This window comes from Clostridiales bacterium (assembly GCA_017961515.1).
In the GTDB taxonomy this organism is placed as follows: domain Bacteria; phylum Bacillota; class Clostridia; order Acetivibrionales; family RGIG10202; genus RGIG10202.
Map to the genome: position 1 here is coordinate 16335 of JAGCXC010000040.1, position 23625 is coordinate 39959.

General features: G+C 33.2%; 17 protein-coding genes. 15 read left to right on the top strand and 2 right to left on the bottom strand.

What is annotated here, in order from left to right; translation table 11 throughout:
- Positions 1 to 57: 57 nt before the first annotated feature.
- From J6Y29_02680 to J6Y29_02695, 4 genes are all read left to right on the top strand, one after another.
- Positions 58 to 1164 carry a stage II sporulation protein P gene (locus tag J6Y29_02680; protein ID MBP5426785.1) on the top strand — a complete coding sequence of 369 codons (1107 nt, stop codon included), beginning with the start codon at positions 58 to 60 and terminating at the stop codon, positions 1162 to 1164.
- Between the two features lie 55 nt (positions 1165 to 1219).
- Positions 1220 to 3625: an NTP transferase domain-containing protein gene (locus J6Y29_02685; protein MBP5426786.1), complete on the top strand. Its 2406-nt coding sequence runs from the start codon at positions 1220 to 1222 to the stop codon at positions 3623 to 3625.
- 43 nt (positions 3626 to 3668) lie between these two features.
- Positions 3669 to 4304, top strand: coding sequence for a YhcN/YlaJ family sporulation lipoprotein (locus J6Y29_02690; GenBank protein ID MBP5426787.1), 636 nt, complete (start codon positions 3669 to 3671; stop codon positions 4302 to 4304).
- A 93-nt stretch (positions 4305 to 4397) separates the two neighbouring features.
- A complete protein-coding gene (locus tag J6Y29_02695) occupies positions 4398 to 6140 on the top strand; it encodes an NPCBM/NEW2 domain-containing protein (protein ID MBP5426788.1) in 1743 nt (580 codons plus the stop codon).
- A 59-nt stretch (positions 6141 to 6199) separates the two neighbouring features.
- Here the strand turns inward: J6Y29_02695 and J6Y29_02700 are convergent, their stop codons facing one another.
- The gene (locus J6Y29_02700) at positions 6200 to 6832 is read right to left on the bottom strand and encodes an adaptor protein MecA (protein MBP5426789.1); all 633 of its coding nucleotides are present in this window, start codon (positions 6830 to 6832) and stop codon (positions 6200 to 6202) included.
- 259 nt (positions 6833 to 7091) lie between these two features.
- On the opposite strand from J6Y29_02700, the gene J6Y29_02705 reads away from it, so the two are divergent.
- From J6Y29_02705 to J6Y29_02745, 9 genes are all read left to right on the top strand, one after another.
- On the top strand, positions 7092 to 8813 hold the full coding sequence (locus tag J6Y29_02705; GenBank protein MBP5426790.1) for a hypothetical protein: 1722 nt from the start codon (positions 7092 to 7094) through the stop codon (positions 8811 to 8813).
- Positions 8814 to 8863: 50 nt separating this feature from the next.
- Positions 8864 to 9382 (top strand): hypothetical protein, encoded by a 519-nt coding sequence (locus tag J6Y29_02710; protein MBP5426791.1) that lies wholly within the window; start codon positions 8864 to 8866, stop codon positions 9380 to 9382.
- Between the two features lie 36 nt (positions 9383 to 9418).
- Positions 9419 to 12253, top strand: coding sequence for an excinuclease ABC subunit UvrA (uvrA, locus tag J6Y29_02715; GenBank protein MBP5426792.1), 2835 nt, complete (start codon positions 9419 to 9421; stop codon positions 12251 to 12253).
- A 15-nt stretch (positions 12254 to 12268) separates the two neighbouring features.
- On the top strand, positions 12269 to 12856 hold the full coding sequence (locus J6Y29_02720) for an XTP/dITP diphosphatase (GenBank protein ID MBP5426793.1): 588 nt from the start codon (positions 12269 to 12271) through the stop codon (positions 12854 to 12856).
- Positions 12857 to 12870: 14 nt separating this feature from the next.
- Complete coding sequence (locus J6Y29_02725) at positions 12871 to 13095, top strand: ferrous iron transport protein A (protein MBP5426794.1); 225 nt, start codon at positions 12871 to 12873, stop codon at positions 13093 to 13095.
- A gap of 6 nt (positions 13096 to 13101) precedes the next feature.
- The gene (gene feoB, locus J6Y29_02730) at positions 13102 to 15105 is read left to right on the top strand and encodes a ferrous iron transport protein B (GenBank protein MBP5426795.1); all 2004 of its coding nucleotides are present in this window, start codon (positions 13102 to 13104) and stop codon (positions 15103 to 15105) included.
- A gap of 178 nt (positions 15106 to 15283) precedes the next feature.
- A complete protein-coding gene (locus J6Y29_02735) occupies positions 15284 to 16522 on the top strand; it encodes an NAD(P)/FAD-dependent oxidoreductase (protein MBP5426796.1) in 1239 nt (412 codons plus the stop codon).
- 20 nt (positions 16523 to 16542) lie between these two features.
- Positions 16543 to 17568: a (d)CMP kinase gene (locus tag J6Y29_02740; protein MBP5426797.1), complete on the top strand. Its 1026-nt coding sequence runs from the start codon at positions 16543 to 16545 to the stop codon at positions 17566 to 17568.
- A complete protein-coding gene (locus J6Y29_02745; GenBank protein MBP5426798.1) occupies positions 17568 to 19562 on the top strand; it encodes a bifunctional 4-hydroxy-3-methylbut-2-enyl diphosphate reductase/30S ribosomal protein S1 in 1995 nt (664 codons plus the stop codon). The genes J6Y29_02740 and J6Y29_02745 overlap by 1 nt, the downstream gene beginning before the upstream one ends.
- 49 nt (positions 19563 to 19611) lie before the next feature.
- On the opposite strand, the gene J6Y29_02750 is transcribed toward J6Y29_02745, so the two are convergent.
- Positions 19612 to 20520: a pseudouridine-5'-phosphate glycosidase gene (locus J6Y29_02750; protein ID MBP5426799.1), complete on the bottom strand. Its 909-nt coding sequence runs from the start codon at positions 20518 to 20520 to the stop codon at positions 19612 to 19614.
- A gap of 295 nt (positions 20521 to 20815) precedes the next feature.
- On the opposite strand from J6Y29_02750, the gene J6Y29_02755 reads away from it, so the two are divergent.
- Positions 20816 to 22894 carry an ankyrin repeat domain-containing protein gene (locus tag J6Y29_02755; protein MBP5426800.1) on the top strand — a complete coding sequence of 693 codons (2079 nt, stop codon included), beginning with the start codon at positions 20816 to 20818 and terminating at the stop codon, positions 22892 to 22894.
- Positions 22895 to 22974: 80 nt separating this feature from the next.
- Positions 22975 to 23625: ankyrin repeat domain-containing protein (locus J6Y29_02760; GenBank protein ID MBP5426801.1), on the top strand; the 651-nt coding region annotated here is incomplete at its 3' end.

The window sequence follows — 23625 nt, forward strand, 5'->3', positions numbered from 1 at the left end:
TTCTTTTCTTTGTGATAATATAAATATACTATCACAAGGGAAAGGACGAATGAAAAGGTGCGAAAAAATAATTTATTTATATTATGTGTTATTTTGGCAATGTTGATATTTTGTATCAACATAATTTTATTTTCTAAAAAACAGATTTCGCTAAGTTATGCTAAAAGTATTGTAAGTTTGTCTATGCCAATAGTAGAGTTTGAAGATAAAGATGGTGCAGGAAAAAATAGTTTAATGCAAGAAATTAGGCAAATGAAAAAGTATGTACTAGGGATAGGAAACAGTAGCCCCAGAGAAATTATTAGTATACAGTTGGGCTTAGATTGTTCTAATCCTCGAAGAGATTATAGAAGGTGTGCAGTAAAAACAAACGTAGAAGGATTAAGTAGTATCTATTTTATTGGTGAAGAAAAAAATAATGATGAAGATGTGTCATACAGTGAATTAAAAATTACAAATGAGACTAATTATAATATAGATGTACAAAAACTATTAAAAGAGCCGCTCAAACGAAAATTTAATCAAAATAGTAAAATTTTAATATATCATACCCATACGAATGAAAGTTATATAAAAAATATTTCAGATCTTAGAAATACATCAGTATTACCCAGAAGTAAAAATGAAAATATAAATGTAGTGCGCGTTGGACAAGAACTTTGTGATAATCTTAATAAATTTAGTGTGCCATGTGTTCATAGTAAAAAATATCATAATATTCCCAATGATAAAGGAGCTTATGCTAGATCGTTAAATACGGTAAGAGAATATATAGGAAGGGATCCTAATATTGTTGCTACTTTGGATATACACAGAGATGGAATTAGCAATTCCAAAAAATTGCGTGTAGTAGAGAAAGTTAAAGACAAAGATGTGGCAAAAATAATGATTGTAATTGGAACAGATGGAACAGGATTAAGTCATAGAGAATGGAGAGAAAATCTTAAGTTTGCACTGAAATTGCAAGAAAAGTTAATTCAATATAATCCTAATATTGTTAAGCCTGTACTAATAAGCAAAAACAGGTATAATCAGCATCTTACTAATTGTTCCTTATTAATAGAAATTGGTGGTGACGGAAACACAATAGATGAAAGCCTAGAAAGTGCTCGGTATATTGCAAGAGCATTAAGTGAAATTTATCAAGAAAATAAAAAAGTATAAAAAGGTTTAATTAGCAAATAATAAATAGAAAGACTTAAAAAAGAGGTGTGATTTTATGAAGGCTGTTATAATGGCAGGTGGGGAAGGAAAAAGATTGCGACCGCTAACATGTGATAGACCCAAACCGATGGTTTATGTGGCTAATAGACCAATAATGGAACATATAGTAAATTTATTGAAGGAACATAACATATTTGATATAGCGTTGACATTACAGTATATGCCTAATAATATTAAGGATTATTTTGGAACAGGAGATAAGTATGGAGTAAATTTTAGATATTATCAGGAAGACGAGCCATTAGGTACAGCAGGAAGTGTCAAAAATGTACAAGATTTTTTGAATGAAACATTTGTAGTAATAAGTGGAGATGTTCTAACGGATATAGATATTACTAAAGCGCTAGAGTTTCATAAAAGCAAAAATTCTGTTGCAACAATGATATTAAAAAGTGTGCCTGTACCTTTAGAGTATGGTGTTGTTGTAATTGATGATAATAATAAAATAGAAAAATTCTTAGAAAAGCCCAATTGGGGAGAAGTTTTTAGTGATACAGTCAATACGGGAATATATATATTAGAGCCAGAAGTATTTGAGTTTATTCCCAAAGGAAGATTTTTCGATTTTGGCAAAGATGTATTTCCACGTATGCTTCGGGAAAATGTGTCGATGTATGGATATATTTCAAAAGATTATTGGTGCGATATTGGGGATATAACATCATATAGAAGTGCACATAAAGATATTTTAGACAAAAAAGTTTCGGTAAATATATTAGGTAATCAAATTGCACCGGATATTTGGATAGGAGAAAATGTACAAATAGATGATTTAAGTGAAGTGAAAGCACCGTGTATAATAGGTAGCAACGTGAAGATAAGAAGAGGAGTAAAAATAGGCAAATATACAGTAATAGGAGATAACAATCTAATAGATGATCACGCTACCATAAAGCAATCTATAGTGTGGAACAATTCTATTATAAATAATAGTGTTAATTTAAGAGGGGCTGTTATAGCAAATAATGTCACAATTAAGAAAAATGTATGTGTATATGAAGGTAGTGTAATTGGTGGTGATTGTGATGTTTTAGAAGATTCAATAATAAATCCTGATGTAAAGATATGGCCGCATAAGAAAATTGATAGGGCAAGTATCCTAAAGGCTGATCTTATTTGGGGAACAAAGTATACAAAAAATATATTTGGAGAACGTGGGATAAATGCAAAGATTGTGCCAGAGTATGTTACAAAATTAGGGCAGGCTTATGCAAGCTTTATTGGTGGAAACGGAAGGATAGGTATAGCGTCTAGCAATAGTAATATTTCAAAATTAATGAAGATGGCATTTTCTACAGGGATCCTAAGGACAGGGCTAGAAGTTTTTGATTTCAAGGAATTATTAGTTCCTATGCTACGATTTGCTATAAGGTTTTATAAATTAGATGGAGGAATTTATATAAATGATGTGAGTGGTGATTTTGTCAATATAGAAATATTAAATAAGGATGGTTGTAATATAGAAAGTTTCGTTGAAAGGAAAATAGAAAATATGTATAATCAGCAAGAATTTTTGCATTGCGATGTATCTGAAATTAAGCCTATGGTTACAATAAATGATTATTCATTATTTTATGCAATGGATATTATAAATGGTATCAAATTTATGGATATTGGCTTAAATGTAGTAGTGAATACTAATTTGGATATGGTTCAAAGTGTGTTAGAAAAAGTTTTTGATTATATGAAGTGCAAAGTTAAATTTGTAGATTTAAGTAATGAACAAAATGTATTTCCGTCATTTGTTACGGTTGGAGGATTTGATCTTGGAATAGAAGTAGAAACCAATGGTGAAAATTTTATTTTGGTTGATAATAAGGGGCGAGTGATAGACCAAAATAAATATAAAATTTTAGTTATACTAATGCAATTGATGAAAGGAAAAGACAAAATTATTGTTGCACCAACAACAGCAAGTGGTATTGTTGAAAAAATTGCACAAAAATATGGAGGGCAAATTAAGAGAACTAAAAGCACAGTTAGTGAAATAATGAAAGAGATGTTAAATACAAATCTTTCGGATCAATTTGGTATGTATTTTGATGCAGTTTATGGAATTGTAAATATTTTAGAGTTTATGAAAGAAAATAATTATTCTTCATCTGATATATATGACATGATTCCGCAATTTTATATGAACAAAACAGAAGTTGTGTGCAAGGGAACAGATAAGGGAAAAATTATAAAATGTCTTATAAAAGAAAATTATAATAATGTTGAAACAAAAGAGGGTGTAAAAATATATACAAAGGATGGTTGGGCGTTAATTTTGCCAAGTATTGATAAAGCATCAGTAAAAATAATTAGCGAAGGTGTAAATAGCGAGATTGCACAAGAAATAAGTAGCGAGTTTGAGCGAAAAATAAAGGGAATAATAAATACCAGTATTTCATCAACATAATATTAAGATATATGGATAATAATAATATTATGGAGGTGAAAAAATGAAGCCAATAAAATTAGCAGCAGCAGTTTTAGCAACGACCATGGGTATGGGATTAGTAGGATGTGGAAATATGGATAGTACAACTAGTAGGGCACCACAGAATGGGAATTATCCACAGCAAGTTAGAATGGATATTGAAGATAGCAATGACATGATGAAAAACAGTAGATACAATACAACAAACAGAGGAAAAGTAGTAGGTTATTCTTATAAAAATGATTTAACAAAAGGAAATAATTATAGTAGTAGTTATGGTAAAAATTATAGTAGTAACTACAGCAAAAATTATGGTAATGATAGTAATTACAATAATAGTAGCGATTTATCTAGGACAGAGAAAATACAAAATGAACTAAATAAATTAAATGGATATAGTGATATGACATGTGTGGTAAATGGAGATACAGCGATAGTTGGGTGTACACCAAACACAGCTAATAATGCACAGTATAGATCAGAGATAATAAATACAGTAAGGGAATGTGATCCTAGTATAAACAAGTGTGAAGTTGTAAATACAAAGGATGGGGTAAGCAAAATAAGTACTATGGCAGAAAATATGAGAAAAGGTAATATGATGTCGACAATATCTGAAGATTTTAAGAAAATGTGGAAAGATATAGCAGGATACTAATTTTAGCACAGAACTTCCTTGTCTAAAAAATGCATTCGAGTGTGTCGAGACTTGATGTGATATTTTTTAGGCAAAGGAGGTTTAAAATATTTCATGAAGTATATATATACTGTAGTTGTGCTTATAGTAACATTTATGTACAGTGTTGCATATGCAAGTGAAGTGAATATATCTAAATTATCTAATGAGATAGAACAAAATTTGTATGTCAATTTAAAAAATCATATTAAACAAAAAATTATTGATACATCAAAGCCCAAGATACGAGAAAAAATTATATCAAAGGCATATGATGTATTGCCGTCCATATATTTGGCAAATATGAGTACAATAGAAAGTACAAAGAAAATTTATATAAAAGATAATATGGTAATTAAGGATATGTGTTATAAAAATAGCATTTTAAGTGATACTTCAAATGTAATTACATATAATTTAGATGGTAAGTACGATTATTTTACATCATACGTTGGCTTATGTGATGTCACAACGGAATTTGTTGATGAAAACGTAAAAGGTGTTAATTTAAAGTTGCCGCATCCATTAGGTAATGTTATGTTTAGTGTGATTGTAGATGATGTTTTAGTATATTTTAGTAGTGTTATGAATTCACACTCTTTACCAGAATATATTTATGTCAATATTAAAGATAAACAAAAACTTGTATTAATTATAGAAAATATGGATGAAAGAAATAATATTACATCAGCATGGATAGAACCTACCTTGTATAAGGAAAAACTTTCTTTTAAGCCTTGTAGTGTAGAATATAAAAAGAAGCCAGGAACATTTTTATATTGTAATAACCCTGAATCTATTAAAATAGAGGATACCCTAGATAAGGGAAAAATAATTTATGAGACTGGGAATGTGTTGGGCAATACATTTCTTTTTGCCGAGCAGAATAATAGTACAGAGGATAGTATGTATTATGGAGTTATAGTAGAGAATGAAGGTTCTAAAAATGCTAAAGTTGTTGTAAAAAATAAAGGTATGTCAAAAAATTGTTGGACAGGGCTTAAGTTGGATGAAAATTGTTGGCGAGATTTTTGTGAGTCTAAGGAGTACACAATAGAAATTTTACCAAATGAAAGTAGATGGCTAGTTGATCCTGTTATTGTTTCTTGCTATAACCAGTACACAGGAGAAGGGGTTGTGAATTTGGCGATCGACTTCGAATCAGATATGCCATTAAATGTAAGAGTGGTGGCATTCACAAAAGATTATGATTTGACAGATCCTAAAGATATTAATGGTAAATATTTAGGGTATGTAACAAGACATGAAAATTTTTGGGGGGAAACAAGAAATTACAAGGGTAGAAGTAATTATTATCCAAAACAAGAGTGTGTGTTTACATGGGAGATAGATGATAACACGAAAAAGAGTTATTTGCCAGTACGATATAAGAATTTAGATAGAGCGGGATGGATTACGCATATTACAAAAAATAAGCATACGTCGGCAGTCGAGGATGATATGTATACATTTGTAGATCCAAATGGACTTTGTTTTGGCCCGTATACAAATGATTATTCTACAATGACATCAAATTTGGGGAATTGGGCAGTTACCTATAAAGAGATATTTAATATAAAAAATAATTCTAACACCACGAGAAGTATTGATATTATACAAAAGAATGCATTTATAAATAGTGGAGTAATTGTTATAACACCGTCCGGAGATATAATAAAATCTTCTAATGCTTGTGACAACATAAAAACTATAGCGACCATAGAAGCAAAGCCACATGAGGTGACGCAATATGAGATAGAATATATAATTCCAGCATGTAGCGTGGGAGGTTTAACGCATTACGTTAAAATAAATTAGACGAAAGACTAAAAATCCGACGTCTTTCGTCTAAAATAGTGTGTTCTAATGTCGAAAAATTATTTGGAAAAATATGCATACAAAACTTCCACTGCACTTCCCAAAATTATTATTTTTCCGTATTCGTTAAGATACCCCTCATAAAAAATGGGATCACGAACTATTTCACCAAATTCATTTAAACATGTAACTAAAGAATCAGGTAAATTCCGAATACCTGATATTTTTTTGTTTATTACAAGGAAATATTTATCAGATAATTTATACAAAGAGTTAAATCCAATTGGCGTTGGATGAATACTCGACACAAAATTACAAATATCATCAAAATTTTTAAACGCTACCATAAATATATCATCAGGATTATTAGTATAAGAAACATTTTTAATTTTCTTAAGCTTTCTTTTTGCTATACGTTTTTCTAAAACTGGTACTCCATAAGGTTTATCATTGACACGAGTCAAGTTGAAAACAATATCATTGGATTTACCAGGATATGCTTCTATTAACATTTGAGAATTCAAAAAATTAAATCCATATTCTTCGTCCAATGTTTCCATTAATTCCAAAAAGAACTCTTGTGCTTCTTCGGAATTGTATTCAAAGTTTTCAATGCTCATATCTCTCTCAACAAAATAAGACAAGGGTATAGTAACACGTAATTTATCTTCGCTAATTCTCTCTATTTTCATAATATCTTTAAAGTACCAACCACTACAAGTTCTAGTAGAAAGTACCGTCCTCCTTTCCTAAAAATTCATACTATCATACTGTGTTCGTCAAGAATGATTTTAACATATATCAATGCAAAAAACAACCTGTAAAATATTTCAAATATTTCAAGTAAAATTTTTTTTAAAAATATATTTGTTAAATTTGCATAAATAGGGTATAATTAATACAAGTTTTGTTAGGAAACAATATTTGTGGTAAAAGGAAGGGAGATATTTTATGGATGAGAGGTTGTTATTAAGAAGTTATTCGCAAAACAGTACAAAGGTTTTGGACAAGAATGAGGAAAGAGGAACAAAGGATCCGGAATTGTCAAAGGGATTTGGTGAGATAATAGACACTACTTCAAAATTAAGTGATGCCTTGGCAGTATTGGGTTATGTAGAAAGTTTGCCGCGTAATTTAAAGATTTTTAAGCTTTTGGTAGACACTTTTAGGTTAGGAGATGATGTGAGGAAAGTTCGATATGTGGGAAGCAGATTAGAAAATCTAGAAGGAGTAAAAAAGGTACTTGATGAGAGTGATGACGAAAGGTACGCTAAAAAGTACGATTACAAAAATAATAAGTTCAAGTATTTTTACAGTGACTATGATGAGTATAAGGATGGTCTTAGAAGAAGAGGTACAAAGTACATTTTAAATAAATGGGATATTCGAAAGCTCGAAAAAGAACTTAGTAATCAGAATGTTGAAAACAGAGAGATAAAGGAGAAAGAGGTAGAGAAATTAAAAGATATTAATAGCAAGTTAGAGAAAAGCATATCACGTAAGCAAAAGTTAAGAGAGAGAGTTATAAATAGTGAAGCCATTAACATAAACAAGCATAGTAGCAGAAGATTAAGATGGAAATTTGCAGCAGATGCATTGAGTTTTGTGGCAAATGTAATAGAGGTCTTTACTTTCCCAGTTGTTGCAGCATATGTTTGTGCAACTAAAGTACCTGGTGCTGTATACGGGATATGCAGAAAAATTTATATAAACAAATTCAACAGCAGCAGAGATGGAATTGGCATTGAAAAGGTAAAAGATGATTATATACTAACAACATTGCAGCTTCCAGCATTAGTTACAGATTTTTGGAGTTCAATTGATAAATGGATATTAAAGAAATTTAGAGAGAAGTCTGAAAAGGAGAGAAAAGAAGAAGTTGCAAAGGCACAGTTAGATTATATTAGTCAGCAAGTTGAAGGTTTATCTGAAAAGATAAAAGAAGTAGGCAAAGATGATGACAGTAAAAAGAAATTTTTAGAGAATCTAGAAAAAGCAGTGTTATTGGGAGAAAAAAGAAGTCTTGAAGAGGCAATTAGTAGACTAGAAGAAGATAGGGAAATCTTTACAAACGAAGATTACATAGATGAATTAAATAAAGATATAGAGAAGCAAAAGAAGAAATTGCGTAAAATAGAAGATAAAATGATCTCAAAAACAGGTAGAGGGGCAGAGCATGATAAATATACAGAAGAAGTAAGAGGAAGAAAACTTACTGAAGCTATTAATGAGATTGTTTCTATAGAAACAAAGTTAGAAGTAGGAGGTGAAGGTCTAGATAAAGTTAGAAAAGCTGTTTTTGATTCTAAAAAAACAGAGGTTATTATAGGGGCAAGACCTAGAGATAGATTCTTGAGAATGTTTAATATAAGAACAATGGAAGATGAAGACAGAATGAAAAGTACAGCTAAGTTCATTGTTAGTCACATAAGAAATTTGCCAGATTATGACAACTTAGATGAGAATGAAGCAAAAGAGTTTAAGACAAGTGTAGATGAAACCAAAAAGAGCTATAAAAGAATAGAAAAAATGTTAAAAACTATTAATATAGACGATGGTAATGCCTTTATTAATAAAGTAAGAGATTACAAAAGGGAAAAAGCTGAAGGAGGGAGTCCGGACAAAAATTCATTAATAGATGAATTGGTTGAAGCAATGAAGAAAGAAATATAAAAAAAAGGAGGAATCAATGGGAGGAGAAATACTCCCATTGAGAATTGTTTATGATAAGTAAAGAAGAACACGCAAAGAACTTGGTGAATTTAGACTTAATAAAAAGGCACATGGAGGAATTAAATTTTGCAACTCATTTAGTTGAGAAAAGTGAAGATACACCACTTAATATGTTGTTAGTTAATGTAGGTCAAACTTACAACAACGAAGATAGGATACTTAATTTCAATTACATACCACTACCAGATGATATGGTAAACACAATAGATCTATTACAAATAACATCAGTTATACCTATGACATACAAAAAAGAGAATAAATCGATTATAGAGAAATTATTATTAGAGATAAATACAAAGCTTGCAGTGGGTAACTTTATATTAGGTGATAATGAGACAATAATGTTTAGGTACATATATGTTACACCAAAGTTAGAGCTTATTAGAAAAGAAGAATTAAAAGAAACAGCGATGCTTTGTGTGTATATGCTAGAGATATTTACAGAAACAATAGACAAAGTATCTCAGGGAGAGATGACATTAGCGGAAGCAATAAAGAGTTTGGGGTAGTATTTAATTAAGAAAGAGAAGGTTTGGTTGATAGGTATGGCAACAAATAGCATTGTAATAAAAGGAGCTTGTGAGCATAATTTAAAGAATATAAACTTGGAGATTCCGAGGGACAAGCTTGTTGTAATAACAGGGCTTAGTGGATCGGGCAAGTCGTCGTTGGCATTTGATACTATATATGCAGAAGGACAAAGAAGATATATGGAGTCTTTGTCGTCATATGCGAGACAATTTTTAGGGCAGATGGATAAGCCTAATGTTGAGTACATATTAGGTTTATCTCCTGCTATATCTATAGATCAAAAGACCACAAACAAGAATCCCAGATCCACAGTTGGTACAGTTACTGAGATATATGATTATCTTAGGTTGTTGTTTGCCAACATAGGGAAGCCACATTGCCCAAAGTGTGGAAAACCCATAAATAGCCAAAGTATAGACCAGATGGTTGATAGTGTGTTAGCGTTAGATGAGGGCACTAAGATACAATTATTAGCACCAGTAATTACTGGAAAAAAAGGCGAACATACGAAGGTTTTCGAAAGAACAAAGAAGGACGGATATGTAAGGGTTAGAGTAGATAAGACTGTATATGATATAGATGATGTACCAAAGCTTGATAAGAATAAAAAGCATACAGTAGAAATAATAGTTGACAGAATAATAGTAAAGCCATCTATAAGAAAGAGGCTAGCGGATTCGATGGAGTTAATCCTAAAAAAGACAGAAGGAGTAGTTGTTGTTGACATAATAGGACAAGAAGAAATGGTGTTAAGTCAGAATTTTGCGTGTGTTGATTGTGGTATAAGTTTGGGTGAAATAACGCCAAGGAAATTTTCCTTTAATAGTCCGTTTGGTGCGTGTCCTACATGTAATGGTTTGGGTAATTTATTAGAGATAGATGAGGATTTGGTAATACCGGACAAGACAAAATCACTTAATCAGGATGCGATAGTTGCACCAGGGTTTAATGTATCAAACAGGGCAGGATTTTCTAGAATGCACATAGAGTCACTGGCCAAGCATTATGGATTTAGTATGGATGAACCAGTAGAAAGATTGCCTAGAAAAGTTATGGATCTTATTCTTTATGGGACAAATGGCAAAAAGATAAGAATATCTTATGATAACAGAGAAGAAAATGGTATGGCGATGTCGTACATGGCAAGATATGACGGCGTTATAAATATTATGAAAAAGAGGTACAAACAGACAGAATCCGAAAATGCCAGACGTCAATACGAAGAGTATATGGTAGATAGAATTTGCCCAACTTGCAAAGGTAAGAGATTGTGCGAAGAATCACTTAGTGTTACAATACAGGACAAAAGTATATATGAAGTGTGTAGTATGTCTATAGGAAAGGAGCTTACGTTTTTTGAAAGTTTGCAATTAGACCAAACACAGGCGCTTATAGCGCGTCAAATTCTAAAAGAGATAAAGGCGAGATTGGGATTTTTAAAAGATGTTGGCTTAGATTATTTGAGTTTAGCTAGGGCTTCCAGTACGTTATCTGGAGGTGAATCGCAAAGGATAAGGCTTGCCACGCAGATAGGATCAGGGTTAATGGGTGTTTTATATGTGCTGGATGAGCCAAGTATTGGTCTTCATCAAAAAGATAATGAGAAGCTTTTGGAGTCATTGAAGCATTTGCGAGATTTGGGGAATAGTCTTATAGTTGTTGAGCATGATGAAGATACAATGTATGCGGCTGATTACATAGTCGACATGGGCCCAGGTGCTGGAGAAAATGGAGGCAATGTTATAGCGACGGGTACAGTTGATGAAATAAAGCGTAACAAAGACTCTATAACTGGGCAATACTTATCTGGAAGGAAAAGAATAGAGTTGCCCAGTGCAAGGAGAAAGAGCGATAAACATATAAGTATTATTGGGGCCAATGAGAATAATTTAAAGAATATAAATGTTAATATACCGCTTGGAGTGTTTACTTGTGTTACAGGAGTATCAGGATCGGGCAAGAGTTCGCTAATTAATGAGGTGCTTTATAAGACGCTTGCTAACAAATTAAATAGGGCGAAACTTCATCCAGGTATGTGTGAAAGAATAGAGGGGTTAGAGAATCTTGATAAAATAATAAATATAGATCAGTCGCCTATAGGGAAGACACCAAGGTCTAATCCAGTGACTTATACAGGTGCATTTGATTTAATACGAGAGGTATTTAGCAATACTACTGAAGCTAAGAGCAGAGGGTATAAAAGCGGAAGATTTAGTTTTAATGTAAAGGGTGGCCGTTGTGAGTCGTGTAAAGGTGATGGCATAATAAAAATAGAGATGCATTTTTTGCCAGATGTGTATGTGCCGTGCGAGGTTTGTAAGGGAAAAAAATACAATCAAGAGACTCTTGATGTAAAATACAAGGGAAAAAGTATTGCAGATGTATTGGATATGACCATACAGGAGGCATTGATTTTTTTCGAGAATCACGCTAAAATAAAAAGGAAACTTGAGACGTTGTGTGATGTAGGATTGGGTTACGTTAAATTAGGGCAATCATCTACTACGTTGTCAGGAGGAGAAGCTCAAAGAGTTAAGCTTGCATGCGAGTTATCAAAAAGGAGTACTGGCAATACAATATATATATTAGATGAACCGACAACAGGACTTCATATTGCGGATGTGCATAAATTGGTTGAGGTATTGACCAAGTTAGTTGATGCAGGTAATAGTGTTGTTGTGATAGAACACAATTTGGACGTAATAAAAATGGCAGATTACATAATAGACTTAGGGCCTTGTGGTGGCGATAAAGGTGGTCAGGTTGTGGCGTGCGGGACACCTGAGGAGATAGCGAAAAATAGGGTGTCGCATACGGGAAAGTTTCTAAAAAAAATATTAGAAGGATGAGGATAGTAAAAAATGATAGATGAGATAGTGGTTGCATCGAAGAATAAAGGGAAGATAAAAGAGATTAGGAATATACTATCTGGTACTGACATAAAAGTTGTATCAATGGAAGAAGTGGGTTTTAATGAAGATATAGAAGAGACAGGCAAGACATTTTATGAAAATGCATTAATCAAAGCAGGTGCAATTTACGACAAGACAAAGTCAGTTGTGTTGTCTGATGATTCAGGTCTTGAGGTAGAATATTTAGATAATGCACCTGGCGTATATTCAGCTAGATTTGCACAAAACGATGATGCCAGAATAGAGAAGTTGTTAGGATTACTGCAAAATGTTCCAGAGAATAAGAGAAAGGCACGTTTTGTGTGTTCGATGGTATTGTACATAAATGAACAGTACTATGTATCGGCGGAAGGTACAGTAGATGGATATATTGCGACAGATAGAAATGGGAGTAAAGGATTTGGATATGATCCTGTTTTTTATTTACCGGAGTATCATAAGACCATGGCAGAAGTTTCAGAAAATGTGAAAAATAAGATAAGTCATAGAGCAAAAGCACTAGAGCAAATTGTGCAAAAGATAAAAGAACTTAATGTATAGAAGGAGTGTATATATTGAATCTAAGTGAATTAGAATTGGGGAAAAGTGCCAGAATAATTAAGGTTAATGGAGAGGGTGCACTAAGAGATAGATTGTTAGACATGGGATTAACACCAAGAACTTGGGTTATGGTCAGGAAAAAGGCGCCATTAGGGGATCCGATAGAAATAATGCTTAGGGGATATGAACTTACTATAAGATTAGAAGAAGCGTCAAAGATAGAGGTTAAGGAGGAGTAACAATATATGCAAGTAGCACTTATAGGAAACCAAAATAGTGGGAAAACGACTCTCTTTAATCAGCTAACTGGATCAAACCAGAGAGTAGGTAATTTCCCTGGAGTTACAGTAGAAGGTAAAGAAGGAATAATACGTGGGCATAAAGATATAATACTTGTGGATTTACCGGGTATTTACTCTTTGTCTGCGTACACCAATGAGGAGACAGTTACTAGGGATTTTTTGTTAAACAAGTTTCCGGATGGGATAATAAATATAGTTGATGCAACTAATATAGAGAGAAATTTATATTTGACCATGCAGTTAATACAGTTAGAGATTCCTACTGTTGTAGCGCTAAATATGATGGATGAAGTTACATTAAATGGTGCAAGTATAAATTTAGATATATTAGAAAAAGAGCTAGGTGTGTCTGTTGTGCCAATTTCTGCAAGCAAAAATGAGGGTATAGACGAGCTAATAGAGGTAGCGGCTGATGTTATTAAGAATAAAAAGGTGCCACTTAAGCAAGATTTTTGTAAAGGGACAATACATAGGACACTTCATGCAATAGCGCATTTAGTTGAGGATGTAGAAAAGAGAACATTTATATCTGCAAAATTTATTGCATCTAAGCTTATAGAGAATGACAGTTATATAATAAATGAACTAGATATAGGAGAAAGTAAGCTAAAGACAATTGAATATAACATAATTGAAATGGAAAAAGAAATAGGTTTAGATAGGAAAGCTGCAATGGCGGATATGAGATATACGTTTATAGAGAATGTATGTAGAAGAGCAGTAAAGAAACCGTTAGAGAGTAAGCAACACAGAAGGAGTGTTAGAATAGATAGTGTTTTAACGCATAAGTATTTGGCTATACCTATATTTTTGGCTATAATGGCATTGATATTTTGGTTAACTTTTGGTATTATTGGCAGTTTCTTTAATGATGCATTAGCGTATGTAATAAATGAGTTAAGTGAAGGTGCCAGTTATGCATTAAAGGCGTATGGTATAAATCCTGTTGTACATGACTTGATTGTGAATGGAATTTTTGCTGGAGTGGGTAGTGTAGTTTCATTTATACCAACAATTATAATATTGTTTTTATTTTTGTCATTATTAGAGGATAGTGGGTATATGGCAAGAGTTGCGTTTGTGATGGATAAGTGTTTAAGGAAGATTGGGTTGTCAGGAAAAAGTTTTGTTCCTATGCTGATAGGATTCGGGTGTACAGTTCCTGCAATTATGTCTGCGAGGACTTTATCTAGTGAACGAGATAGGAAGATGACTATATTTTTGACACCGTTTATGAGTTGTAGTGCGAAACTACCTATATATGGGTTAATAACCATGGCATTCTTTCCTAAATATAGGACATTAGTTATTATATCATTATATGTGTTAAGTATATGTGTGGGAGTATTATTAAGTTTTTTGTCACAAAATTTATTTTTTAGAGGAAGTACGGTACCATTTATAATGGAGCTACCTAATTATCGTATGCCCACATTAAGAAATACTATCATGTTATTGTGGGAGAAGACAAGAGATTTTTTGGTAAGAGCATTTACTGTTATATTTGTTGCGACAGTTGTCGTATGGTTTTTACAAACATTTGATACGAGAATAAATGTGGTTAGTGATAGTTCAAGGAGTATATTGGCTACAATAGGTAAGTATAGTTTAGTTATATTTAGGCCACTAGGTTTTAATGATTGGAGAATACCAACAGCGTTGATTACAGGTTTTATAGCGAAGGAAACAGTAGTAAGTAGTTTTGTGGTATTAATGGGTCAAGGAGTGGACAACATAAATGCGTTTTTGGGTGGAATTTTTACACCTCTTACGGCGTATGTTTTTTTAATATTTACGCTTTTATACACACCATGCGTTGCAGCAATAAGTGTTGTTAAGAAAGAGTTAAATAGTGCGTTAGTTGCGTTTATGGTTGTAGTTGGTCAAACATTTGTGTCATGGGTAATTGCGTTTTTGGTATATAGATTGGCATTGATAATAATATAGAGGAGAGATATATATGAGATTACGTGATTTCTTGATATTGGGCTTGATTTCTTATTTGTTATATTTAGCGTTACGGTATATAAAAAAGCATAAAAGTGTGTATATGGGATGTAGTGATTGTACTAGATGCAGGAGTAAGTTTTGTAGTAAAAATAAAAATATTAGTTGAGGTTTATATATGAAAGAAAATAAAGTTATAGTTGTGATAGGGGGCGGGCCTGCTGGGATTATGGCAGCAGGAGAGAGTGCAAAGAATGGGAATAAAGTAATTTTATTAGAAAAGAATGCATCTTTGGGAAGAAAGCTGTCTATATGTGGAAAAGGACGGTGTAATATAACTAATGATACAGATGTAAATGGATTAATGGCTAATATACCCAGTAATGGAAGATTTTTATATTCTGCATTCAATAAATTCTCAAATTACGATATAATAAATTTTTTTAATAAGAGAGGGCTTAAGACAAAAGTTGAAAGGGGAGGCAGGGTATTTCCTGTATCAGATGATGCTTGTGATGTTGTATTAGTGCTTGAAAAATATTTGAAAGAGCGAAAAGTTACAGTAGAGTACAATGCTGTAGTCAATAAAATAAACACATCAGATGGGAAAGTTGTTAGTGTGGCCTTACAAGGTGGCAGAACAATAGAGTGTGATGCGGTTGTTGTAGCAACAGGAGGCAAATCGTATTCGGCGACAGGTAGTACAGGAGATGGATATAAATTTGCAAGAGATTTAGGTCATACTATTGAGCCAATAAAGCCATCGCTTGTGCCATTAATTATTAAAGAAGATTGGGTAAAGAAACTTTGGGGTTTGTCACTTAAAAACGTTAGTATAGTTATAAGAGATTCTAACAAAAAAGAAATATATAAAGATTTCGGAGAGATGATATTTACGCACTATGGTGTGTCAGGTCCAATTATACTAAGTGCTAGTAGACACATAGTTGATTACGATTACCGAGGTGTTAGTTTAGCTATAGATTTAAAACCTGCACTTGACACAGAAAAATTGGACAAGCGGTTGATAAGAGATTTCGAAAAATACAAAAACCGGCAATTGAAAAATTCTTTAAATGATCTTTTGCCACAAAAGATGATTCCTGTTATAATAGAATTGTCAAAGGTGCCAGAAGACAAGATGGTAAATTGTATAACCAAAAAAGAGAGACTAGGTATAGTGGATCTTTTGAAGAATTTGACAATGACCATTGATGGGAGTAGACCAATAAATGAGGCAATAGTGACAAAAGGTGGAGTTAGAACAAATGAAATTGATCCTCGTACAATGGAGTCTAAGATCGTTAAAGGATTGTATTTTGCGGGGGAAGTTATGGACTTGGATGCATATACAGGGGGCTTTAATTTGACAATAGCGTTTTCGACAGGGTATCTTGCGGGGATATCGCAAGTTTAAAAATAGGAGGTTTTGGATTAGTGTTTGTAAGAGCAATAAGGGGAGCAATAACAGTTTCAAAAAATGAGCAAAGCGAAGTGTTGGAGAAAACGTCTAAGTTAATTAATAGAATGATTAGCGAAAATAATGTTTTAGTTGATGATATAGTAAATATTATATTTTCAGTAACAGCGGACATAGATTGTGTTTACCCAGCTAAAGCTATTCGAGATATAATGGGTATTTTAGATATACCAATGATGTGTTTTAGTGAGGCTAAGGTTAATGGAAGTTTAAGTAAGTGTATAAGGGTTCTAATGCAGATTAATACAAACAAAAGAAACAGAGAAATTTATCATATATATTTAGGGGGAGCAAGAGTGTTAAGAAAAGATTTGGCAAGGAAAATAAATATAGCAATAGATGGACCAGCAGGTGCAGGTAAGAGCACAATAGCGGATATATTGGCAAAGAAGCTTAGTATAATGCATGTAGATACGGGCGCAATGTATCGAGCACTTGCATATGATGCATTAAATAGGAGTGGAGATATTACATCAGAAGAAGAAATGGAGAAGATTGTAGCTAATATACAGTTGGAACAGAAAGATTTAGATGGGGAGAAGAGGATATATTTAAATGGTGAAGATGTAACGACTAAAATTCGTACACCAGAAATGTCAGCTGCAGCATCAGATGTTTCTAAATTAGCTTGTGTAAGGAAAAAACTAACTCAGATTCAGCGTGATATTGCCAAAAAAGAATCAGTAATAATGGATGGAAGAGATATAGGAAGCTATGTTTTAGAGAATGCAGATTTAAAAATATTTTTAACAGCGTCAATAGAAGAACGTGCAAAAAGGAGATATAAAGATTTATTGAATAAAGGAGAAAAAAATATTAGCCTTAATGAGGTAAAAAATGATATAATGGCTAGAGATGCAAATGATACAAACAGAAAAATATCGCCGCTTAAGATGGCAAAAGATGCAGTTTGTATAGATAGTACAGGGTTATCAATAGACGAGGTTATAGCTAAAATAGAAGGGTTAGTGGAGGGAATATAGTGGAAGTTATATTGGCAAGATCAGCGGGATTTTGTTTCGGTGTAAGCAATGCAGTAAAGATGCTGGATTTAGCAATACAGGAAAGTAGTGGTTTGGTATATACTTTAGGGGATATTATACATAACGAACAAGTAGTCAATTGGTATAAGGCGAAAGGAGTTATGGTTGCACATGAAGTAGCTGATATAAAAGAAGGAAGTAGTGTAGTAATAAGAGCTCATGGGGTATCGCCGGATGTTATGGATAAGCTTATTGAGAGAAAATTAAAAATATATGATGCAACTTGTCCTTATGTCAAGAAAATACAGATGCTTGTACGTGGTAAGTACAAGGAAGGTAACGAAATAATAATACTGGGTGATAAAAATCATCCGGAGGTAATAAGCATAAATGGGTATTGTGATAATAGTGCACATATAATAGATGAACCTGAGCAAATTAATGAATTAAATTTGAAAGATTGTAACGTCTGTATAGTATCACAGACGACACAAAATAGAGAAGTTTTGAAGAAAGTTTTTAAAATTTCGCAAAAAGCATTTAAAAATGTATTAAAATTTGATACAATATGTAGTGCGACATCAAAACGCCAAGAGGAGGCGATGGATATCGCAAAAAAAGTTGATTTGATGGTTGTTGTAGGAGGTGTGAAGAGTTCAAATACGCAAAAATTATATGAGGTTTCAAAAAGATATTGCAGAAATACTGTAAAGGTTGAAAATGCAAGTCAATTGAATATAAAAAATATACAAAAAATAGGAATTACCGCTGGTGCATCAACACCAGAGTGGGTAATTAAGGAGGTCTTGGATAAAATGGAAGAAAATAAAGAATTAGATTTTGAAACGCTGTTTGAGCAGTCATTAGTGGAGTTACACACAGGAGATGTAGTTGAAGGTACCATAATAGGGTTTAATGAAAAGGAAGCTTATGTAGATTTAGGATATAAGTCAGATGGTATTATTACAAGAGAACAATATAGTTTAGATCCAAACTTTACTTTTAAAGATAATACAAAAGTTGGTGATAAAGTAAAGGTTTTTGTCATAAATGTAAATGACAAAGAAGGTAATGTTGTACTATCAAAAGTTAGAGTAGATAGAGACGAGTTTAACAAAGAGTTGGAGAAATGTTTAAAAGAGAAGACTGTTATTAATGTTACTGTGACAGAAGTAGTAAATGGTGGAGTAATTGCAGTTTATAACGGGGTTAAGGTATTTATTCCAGGTTCTAGGTTAAGTGATTTTTATGTAAAAGATATGAATGAATATTTAAATAAGTCAATTGATGTAAGATTGATAGAGATAGACAGAAGAAAAAAGAGAGTGGTAGCATCTGCTCGTGAGTTAATAGAAGAAAAGAAGAATGAGAAGCTTGCTAAATTCTGGGATGGTATACAAGTAGGCATGAGAATAAAAGGTAAAGTAAAAAATATAGAAAGCTATGGAGTGTTTGTTGACACAGGAGTTGTAGATGGCTTGGTTCATATATCAGAGTTAGACTGGAATAGAGGTAGGATAAAAGATATCGTGAAAACTGGAGAAGAGATAGAAGTAGAAGTAATAGATTTTGATAGAGAGAAAAATAGACTTTTGTTGTCTAGAAAGAGATGTATAGAAAATCCGTGGGAAGAATTTTTGAAAACACATGGAGAGGGTGACATAGTAGACTGTAAGATAGTAAGGTTTACTGGTTTTGGTGCATTTGCAGAAATAGAGAATGGAATAGATGGACTAATACACATATCAGAAATTTCGGACTATAGATTAACTAGCCCTAAAGAGGTATTAAAATTAGGACAGGTAGTGAAATCTAAAATAATTAAAGTATCAGAAGATAAAAAGATTAGTTTGAGTATAAAAGCAGTGGAGCCAATTAATCCTAAAGAAAAGGAAGAAGAGGCAAAGTTAAAAGAGCAGGAAGCGAAAGAAGAAAGTCAGCATGTTGAGAAATTTGAGAATACAATAGGAGATATGGTAAATAAGGAAGAGTAAAATATCCCCCACTTAGTGTGAAAACATCTAAAGTGGGGGATATTTTACATTAAAATAATTCAACGGCAATTTTACTAGCGATGTCGGCATTGTTTTTAACAAGTGCGATGTTTGATTCTAAGCTTTTGCCGTTTGTTAAAGTTTTGACTTTGTCAAGAAGAAAAGGAGTTATAGCTTTTCCCTTGATATGTTGTTTTGACGCTTCATTAAGAGCTTGGGTTATAGCGGTATCAATCATTTGTCCATCTGCTTCATATTCTTTAGGTATAGGATTAGCAATGAGTATACCACCATCTAGTCCCAGTTCTGACTTGGTTTGTATTATTTTAGCGACATCGCGAGGAGAAGTTGCAGTATAGTCTACACTGAATCCGCTGTCTCTAGTGAAAAACGAAGGAAAGTAAGGCGTATTGTAACCTACGACTGGAACGCCGAGGGTTTCCAATTTTTCTAATGTTAATCCAATATCTAAGATAGATTTAACACCGGAGCAAACCACACTGACATTTGTTTTAGATAACTCTAATAAGTCTGCCGATATATCGAAAGAAGTTTCGGCGCCTCTATGAACTCCACCAATTCCGCCGGTTGCGAATATTTTTATTTTTGCAAGAGAAGCGAAAAACATAGTGGCGGACACTGTAGTCGCACCAGATTTGCGTTGTGATATAACGGGTGCAATATCACGTCGAGATACTTTAGCTATATTTTTTGATGTAGCTAAAAATTCTAGTTCCGATGGAGTAAGTCCTATTTTTATTCTTCCGTCAATAATTGCAATAGTTGCAGGTGTTGCACCGTTACTTAACACAATTTTTTCTAATTCGGTAGCTGTTTCAACATTCATAGGATAAGGCATGCCATGAGAAATTATAGTAGATTCCAAAGCAACTACCGCATGTCCAGAACTTAACGCATCTTTAACATTACTAGAAATATCAATATATTTATTATACAAAATAATCACCTCGTTAAATAAAATCTCGCTACAATGATACCAAACAATACCTATTTTGACAAGATACGTATTGTAATAATTAATTTGTATAAAATTGTTGCATCAAAGCGGGAATATATGTTATAATGACAGCCATAAGTGAACGGTTATTTATGTAATTCTAAGAAAGAGGGTATGAAGTAGATGAGATGAGACTTGACGAACCAGTTAAGATAATAATTATTTTATACAAAATTGTTGTATTAAAGCAGTGAAGGGTATTTAATTTGAGAAATTAGGCAGGAGGTATATGGGAATGTATAGATTTTTAGAAGGAGTGAATGGGTTCGAGGACACTCCACTTATATGTGCAATTAGAAATGGAAGGGAGGATATAGCAAATGAATTAATAGACAGAGGAGCAAATATAAATATGGTGAATGGGTGCGGAGATACAGCACTTACAGCGGCGTGTAATAAAGGTATGTCAGATATAGCAATCAAGTTAATAGATATGGGAGCAAATGTAGGTGTAATAAATAGCAATGGAGATACAGCGCTTACGTTGGCGTGTTGGTTTGGATTAAAAAGGGTAGCCAATAAGTTGATCGACCTAGGAGTAGATATAAACGTAATAGATGAGTACGGAAGGACTGCACTTATGGGGGCGATTATAAACAAAATGGATAGGATAGCGAATAAGTTAATATACAAAGGAGCCAATATAGATATAGTAGGTAAAGATGGAGATACTGCACTTGTGTTGGCATGTCGCTACTGTAATCCAGATATGGTGAACAAGTTGATAAATATGGGAGCAGATATAAATGTAGTAGACAAAGACGGGTGTACAGTGCTTATGACTGCGTGTAAGGAAGGTATGCCAGAGATAGCGAGTAAGTTAATAAATATGGGAGCAGATGTAAATATAGTAAGTAAGGATGGAAATACAGTACTTGCGTTGGCATGTTGGTCTAGAATGTCGGATATAGCTATTAGGTTAATAGAAATGGGAGTCAATATAAATACAGTAGATAAATATGGGAATACGCCACTTACTTGGGCGTGCAATAAAGGTATGCCAGAGATAGCGAGTAAGTTAATAGATAAGGGAGCAGATGTAAACGTAGTAGACGAGTACGGGAATACGCCACTTATTTGGGTATGCAGGAAAGGCATGGTAAAAATAGCGAACAAATTAATAGACAGGGGAGCAGATATAGACGTAGTAGATGAGTATGGAAGGACAGCACTTACTTTAGCGTGTTGGTTTAATATGCCGGAAGTAGCAAATAAGTTAATAGACAAAGGAGCAGATATAGACGTAGTAGATGAGGATGGAAGCACTGCACTTTGGCGAGCATGTTGGTCGGGTATGATAGATATAGCGAACAAGTTAATAGATATGGGATCAGACGTAAATGTAGTAGGTAAGTTTGGAGATACAGCACTTACGTGGGCGTGCAAGGGAGCTAACAGAGAAATTGCAAACAAATTAATAGACGTAGGAGCAGATATGAATATAGTAGATGGAGATGGAAGAACGGCACTTACGTTGGCGTGTTGGTTTCATATGGATGATATAGCAGATAAGTTAATAGATAAAGGAGCAGATATAAATAAAGTAGATAAATTCGGACATACAGCACTTAGATTGGCGTGTGAGAGAAAAATGGATGATATAGCGATTAAGTTGATAGATAAAGGAGCAAACGTAAATATAGTAGATGAGGATGGAGAAACAGCACTTATGTGGGCTTGTAGATCAAGTATGCCAGAGGTAGCGAGCAAGTTAGTAGAAAGAGGAGCAGATGTGAACATAATAGGTAGAAAAGGAAGTACGGCGCTTGGATGGGCAATTATAGGAGGAATGGATGAGATAGCAAGTAAATTAATTAATAGCGGAGCGGAAATTAAAGGTAAAGGTTTAAGAGAAAAATTATTATTGGCCGCAGCTGAAAAAAATATGAAAAATACAGTTGTAAAGTTAATTAGTGAAGAAGTTAATATAAATAGAATATTGGATATGCTAAGTAAAGAGGGCCATAACACGTTTATAAAAGGAGCAAATAAATATTTAATTGGAGAGATAAAAGCTCTTAATTTATCAGTATATAAAAGAGGACCTAGAATGACAGATAGATTTAAGAAAATAAATGATTTGAAAAGGTTTTATTGTGAAATAAACAAGAATATTAAGCCAGATAGAGCTATTCCTTATGAATTAAATGATAGATGGATAAAACATGGGTACGATTTAAACCAGTTATCAATTAGCTGCATAAATATGTGCAGAATCTTAGAGAAAGATGAAGAATCAACATCTTTAAATAAAAGAAGAAAAGTTACAGAGGATATCAGCAAAGGTAATTGCTCAAAAGGGCGTAAATTATGATAATTATTTTGCATGTAAATGTTGAACAAAGTAGAGCAAAGAAAGGTTATTTGTATAATTAAGAAAGTAGGTAAGTGTGTATGGAAATGGATAGATTTTCAAATGAGGTAAATAATTTGGATGGTATGGCGCTAGTATGGGCGTGTTTTAGAGGTATGACAGAGGTAGCAAATAAATTAATAGACAGAGGAGCAAATGTAAACGTAGTAGATAAGAGTGGAATTACAGCACTAATGTATGCGTGCGCGAAAGGCATGTCGGAAGTAGTGAGCAAGTTAATAGACAGAGGAGCAAATGTAAACGTAGTGGATAAGAATGGAGCTACAGCCCTAATGTGTGCATGTGAGTACAGTAGGACAGAGATAGCGAGTAAGTTAATAGATAAGGGAGCAGATGTAAATAAAGTAGATAAGAGTGGAATTACAGCCCTAATGTATGCGTGTAGGAGAGGTATGTCAGAAGTAGCGAGCAAGTTAATAGATAAGGAAGCGGATGTAAATAAAGTAGATAAGAATGGAGTTACAGCACTAATGTATGTGTGTTGGTCTGGCCTATCAGAGATAGTGGATAAGTTAATAGACAATGGAGCAGATATAAATATGGTAGATAGCTATGGAAGAACGGCGCTTTGGTTGGCGTGCAATAAAGGTAATAAAGAGATAGTGAATAAGTTAATAGACAAGGGAGCAGATGTAGATAAAGAAGATAAGGAAGGAGTTACAGCACTTATA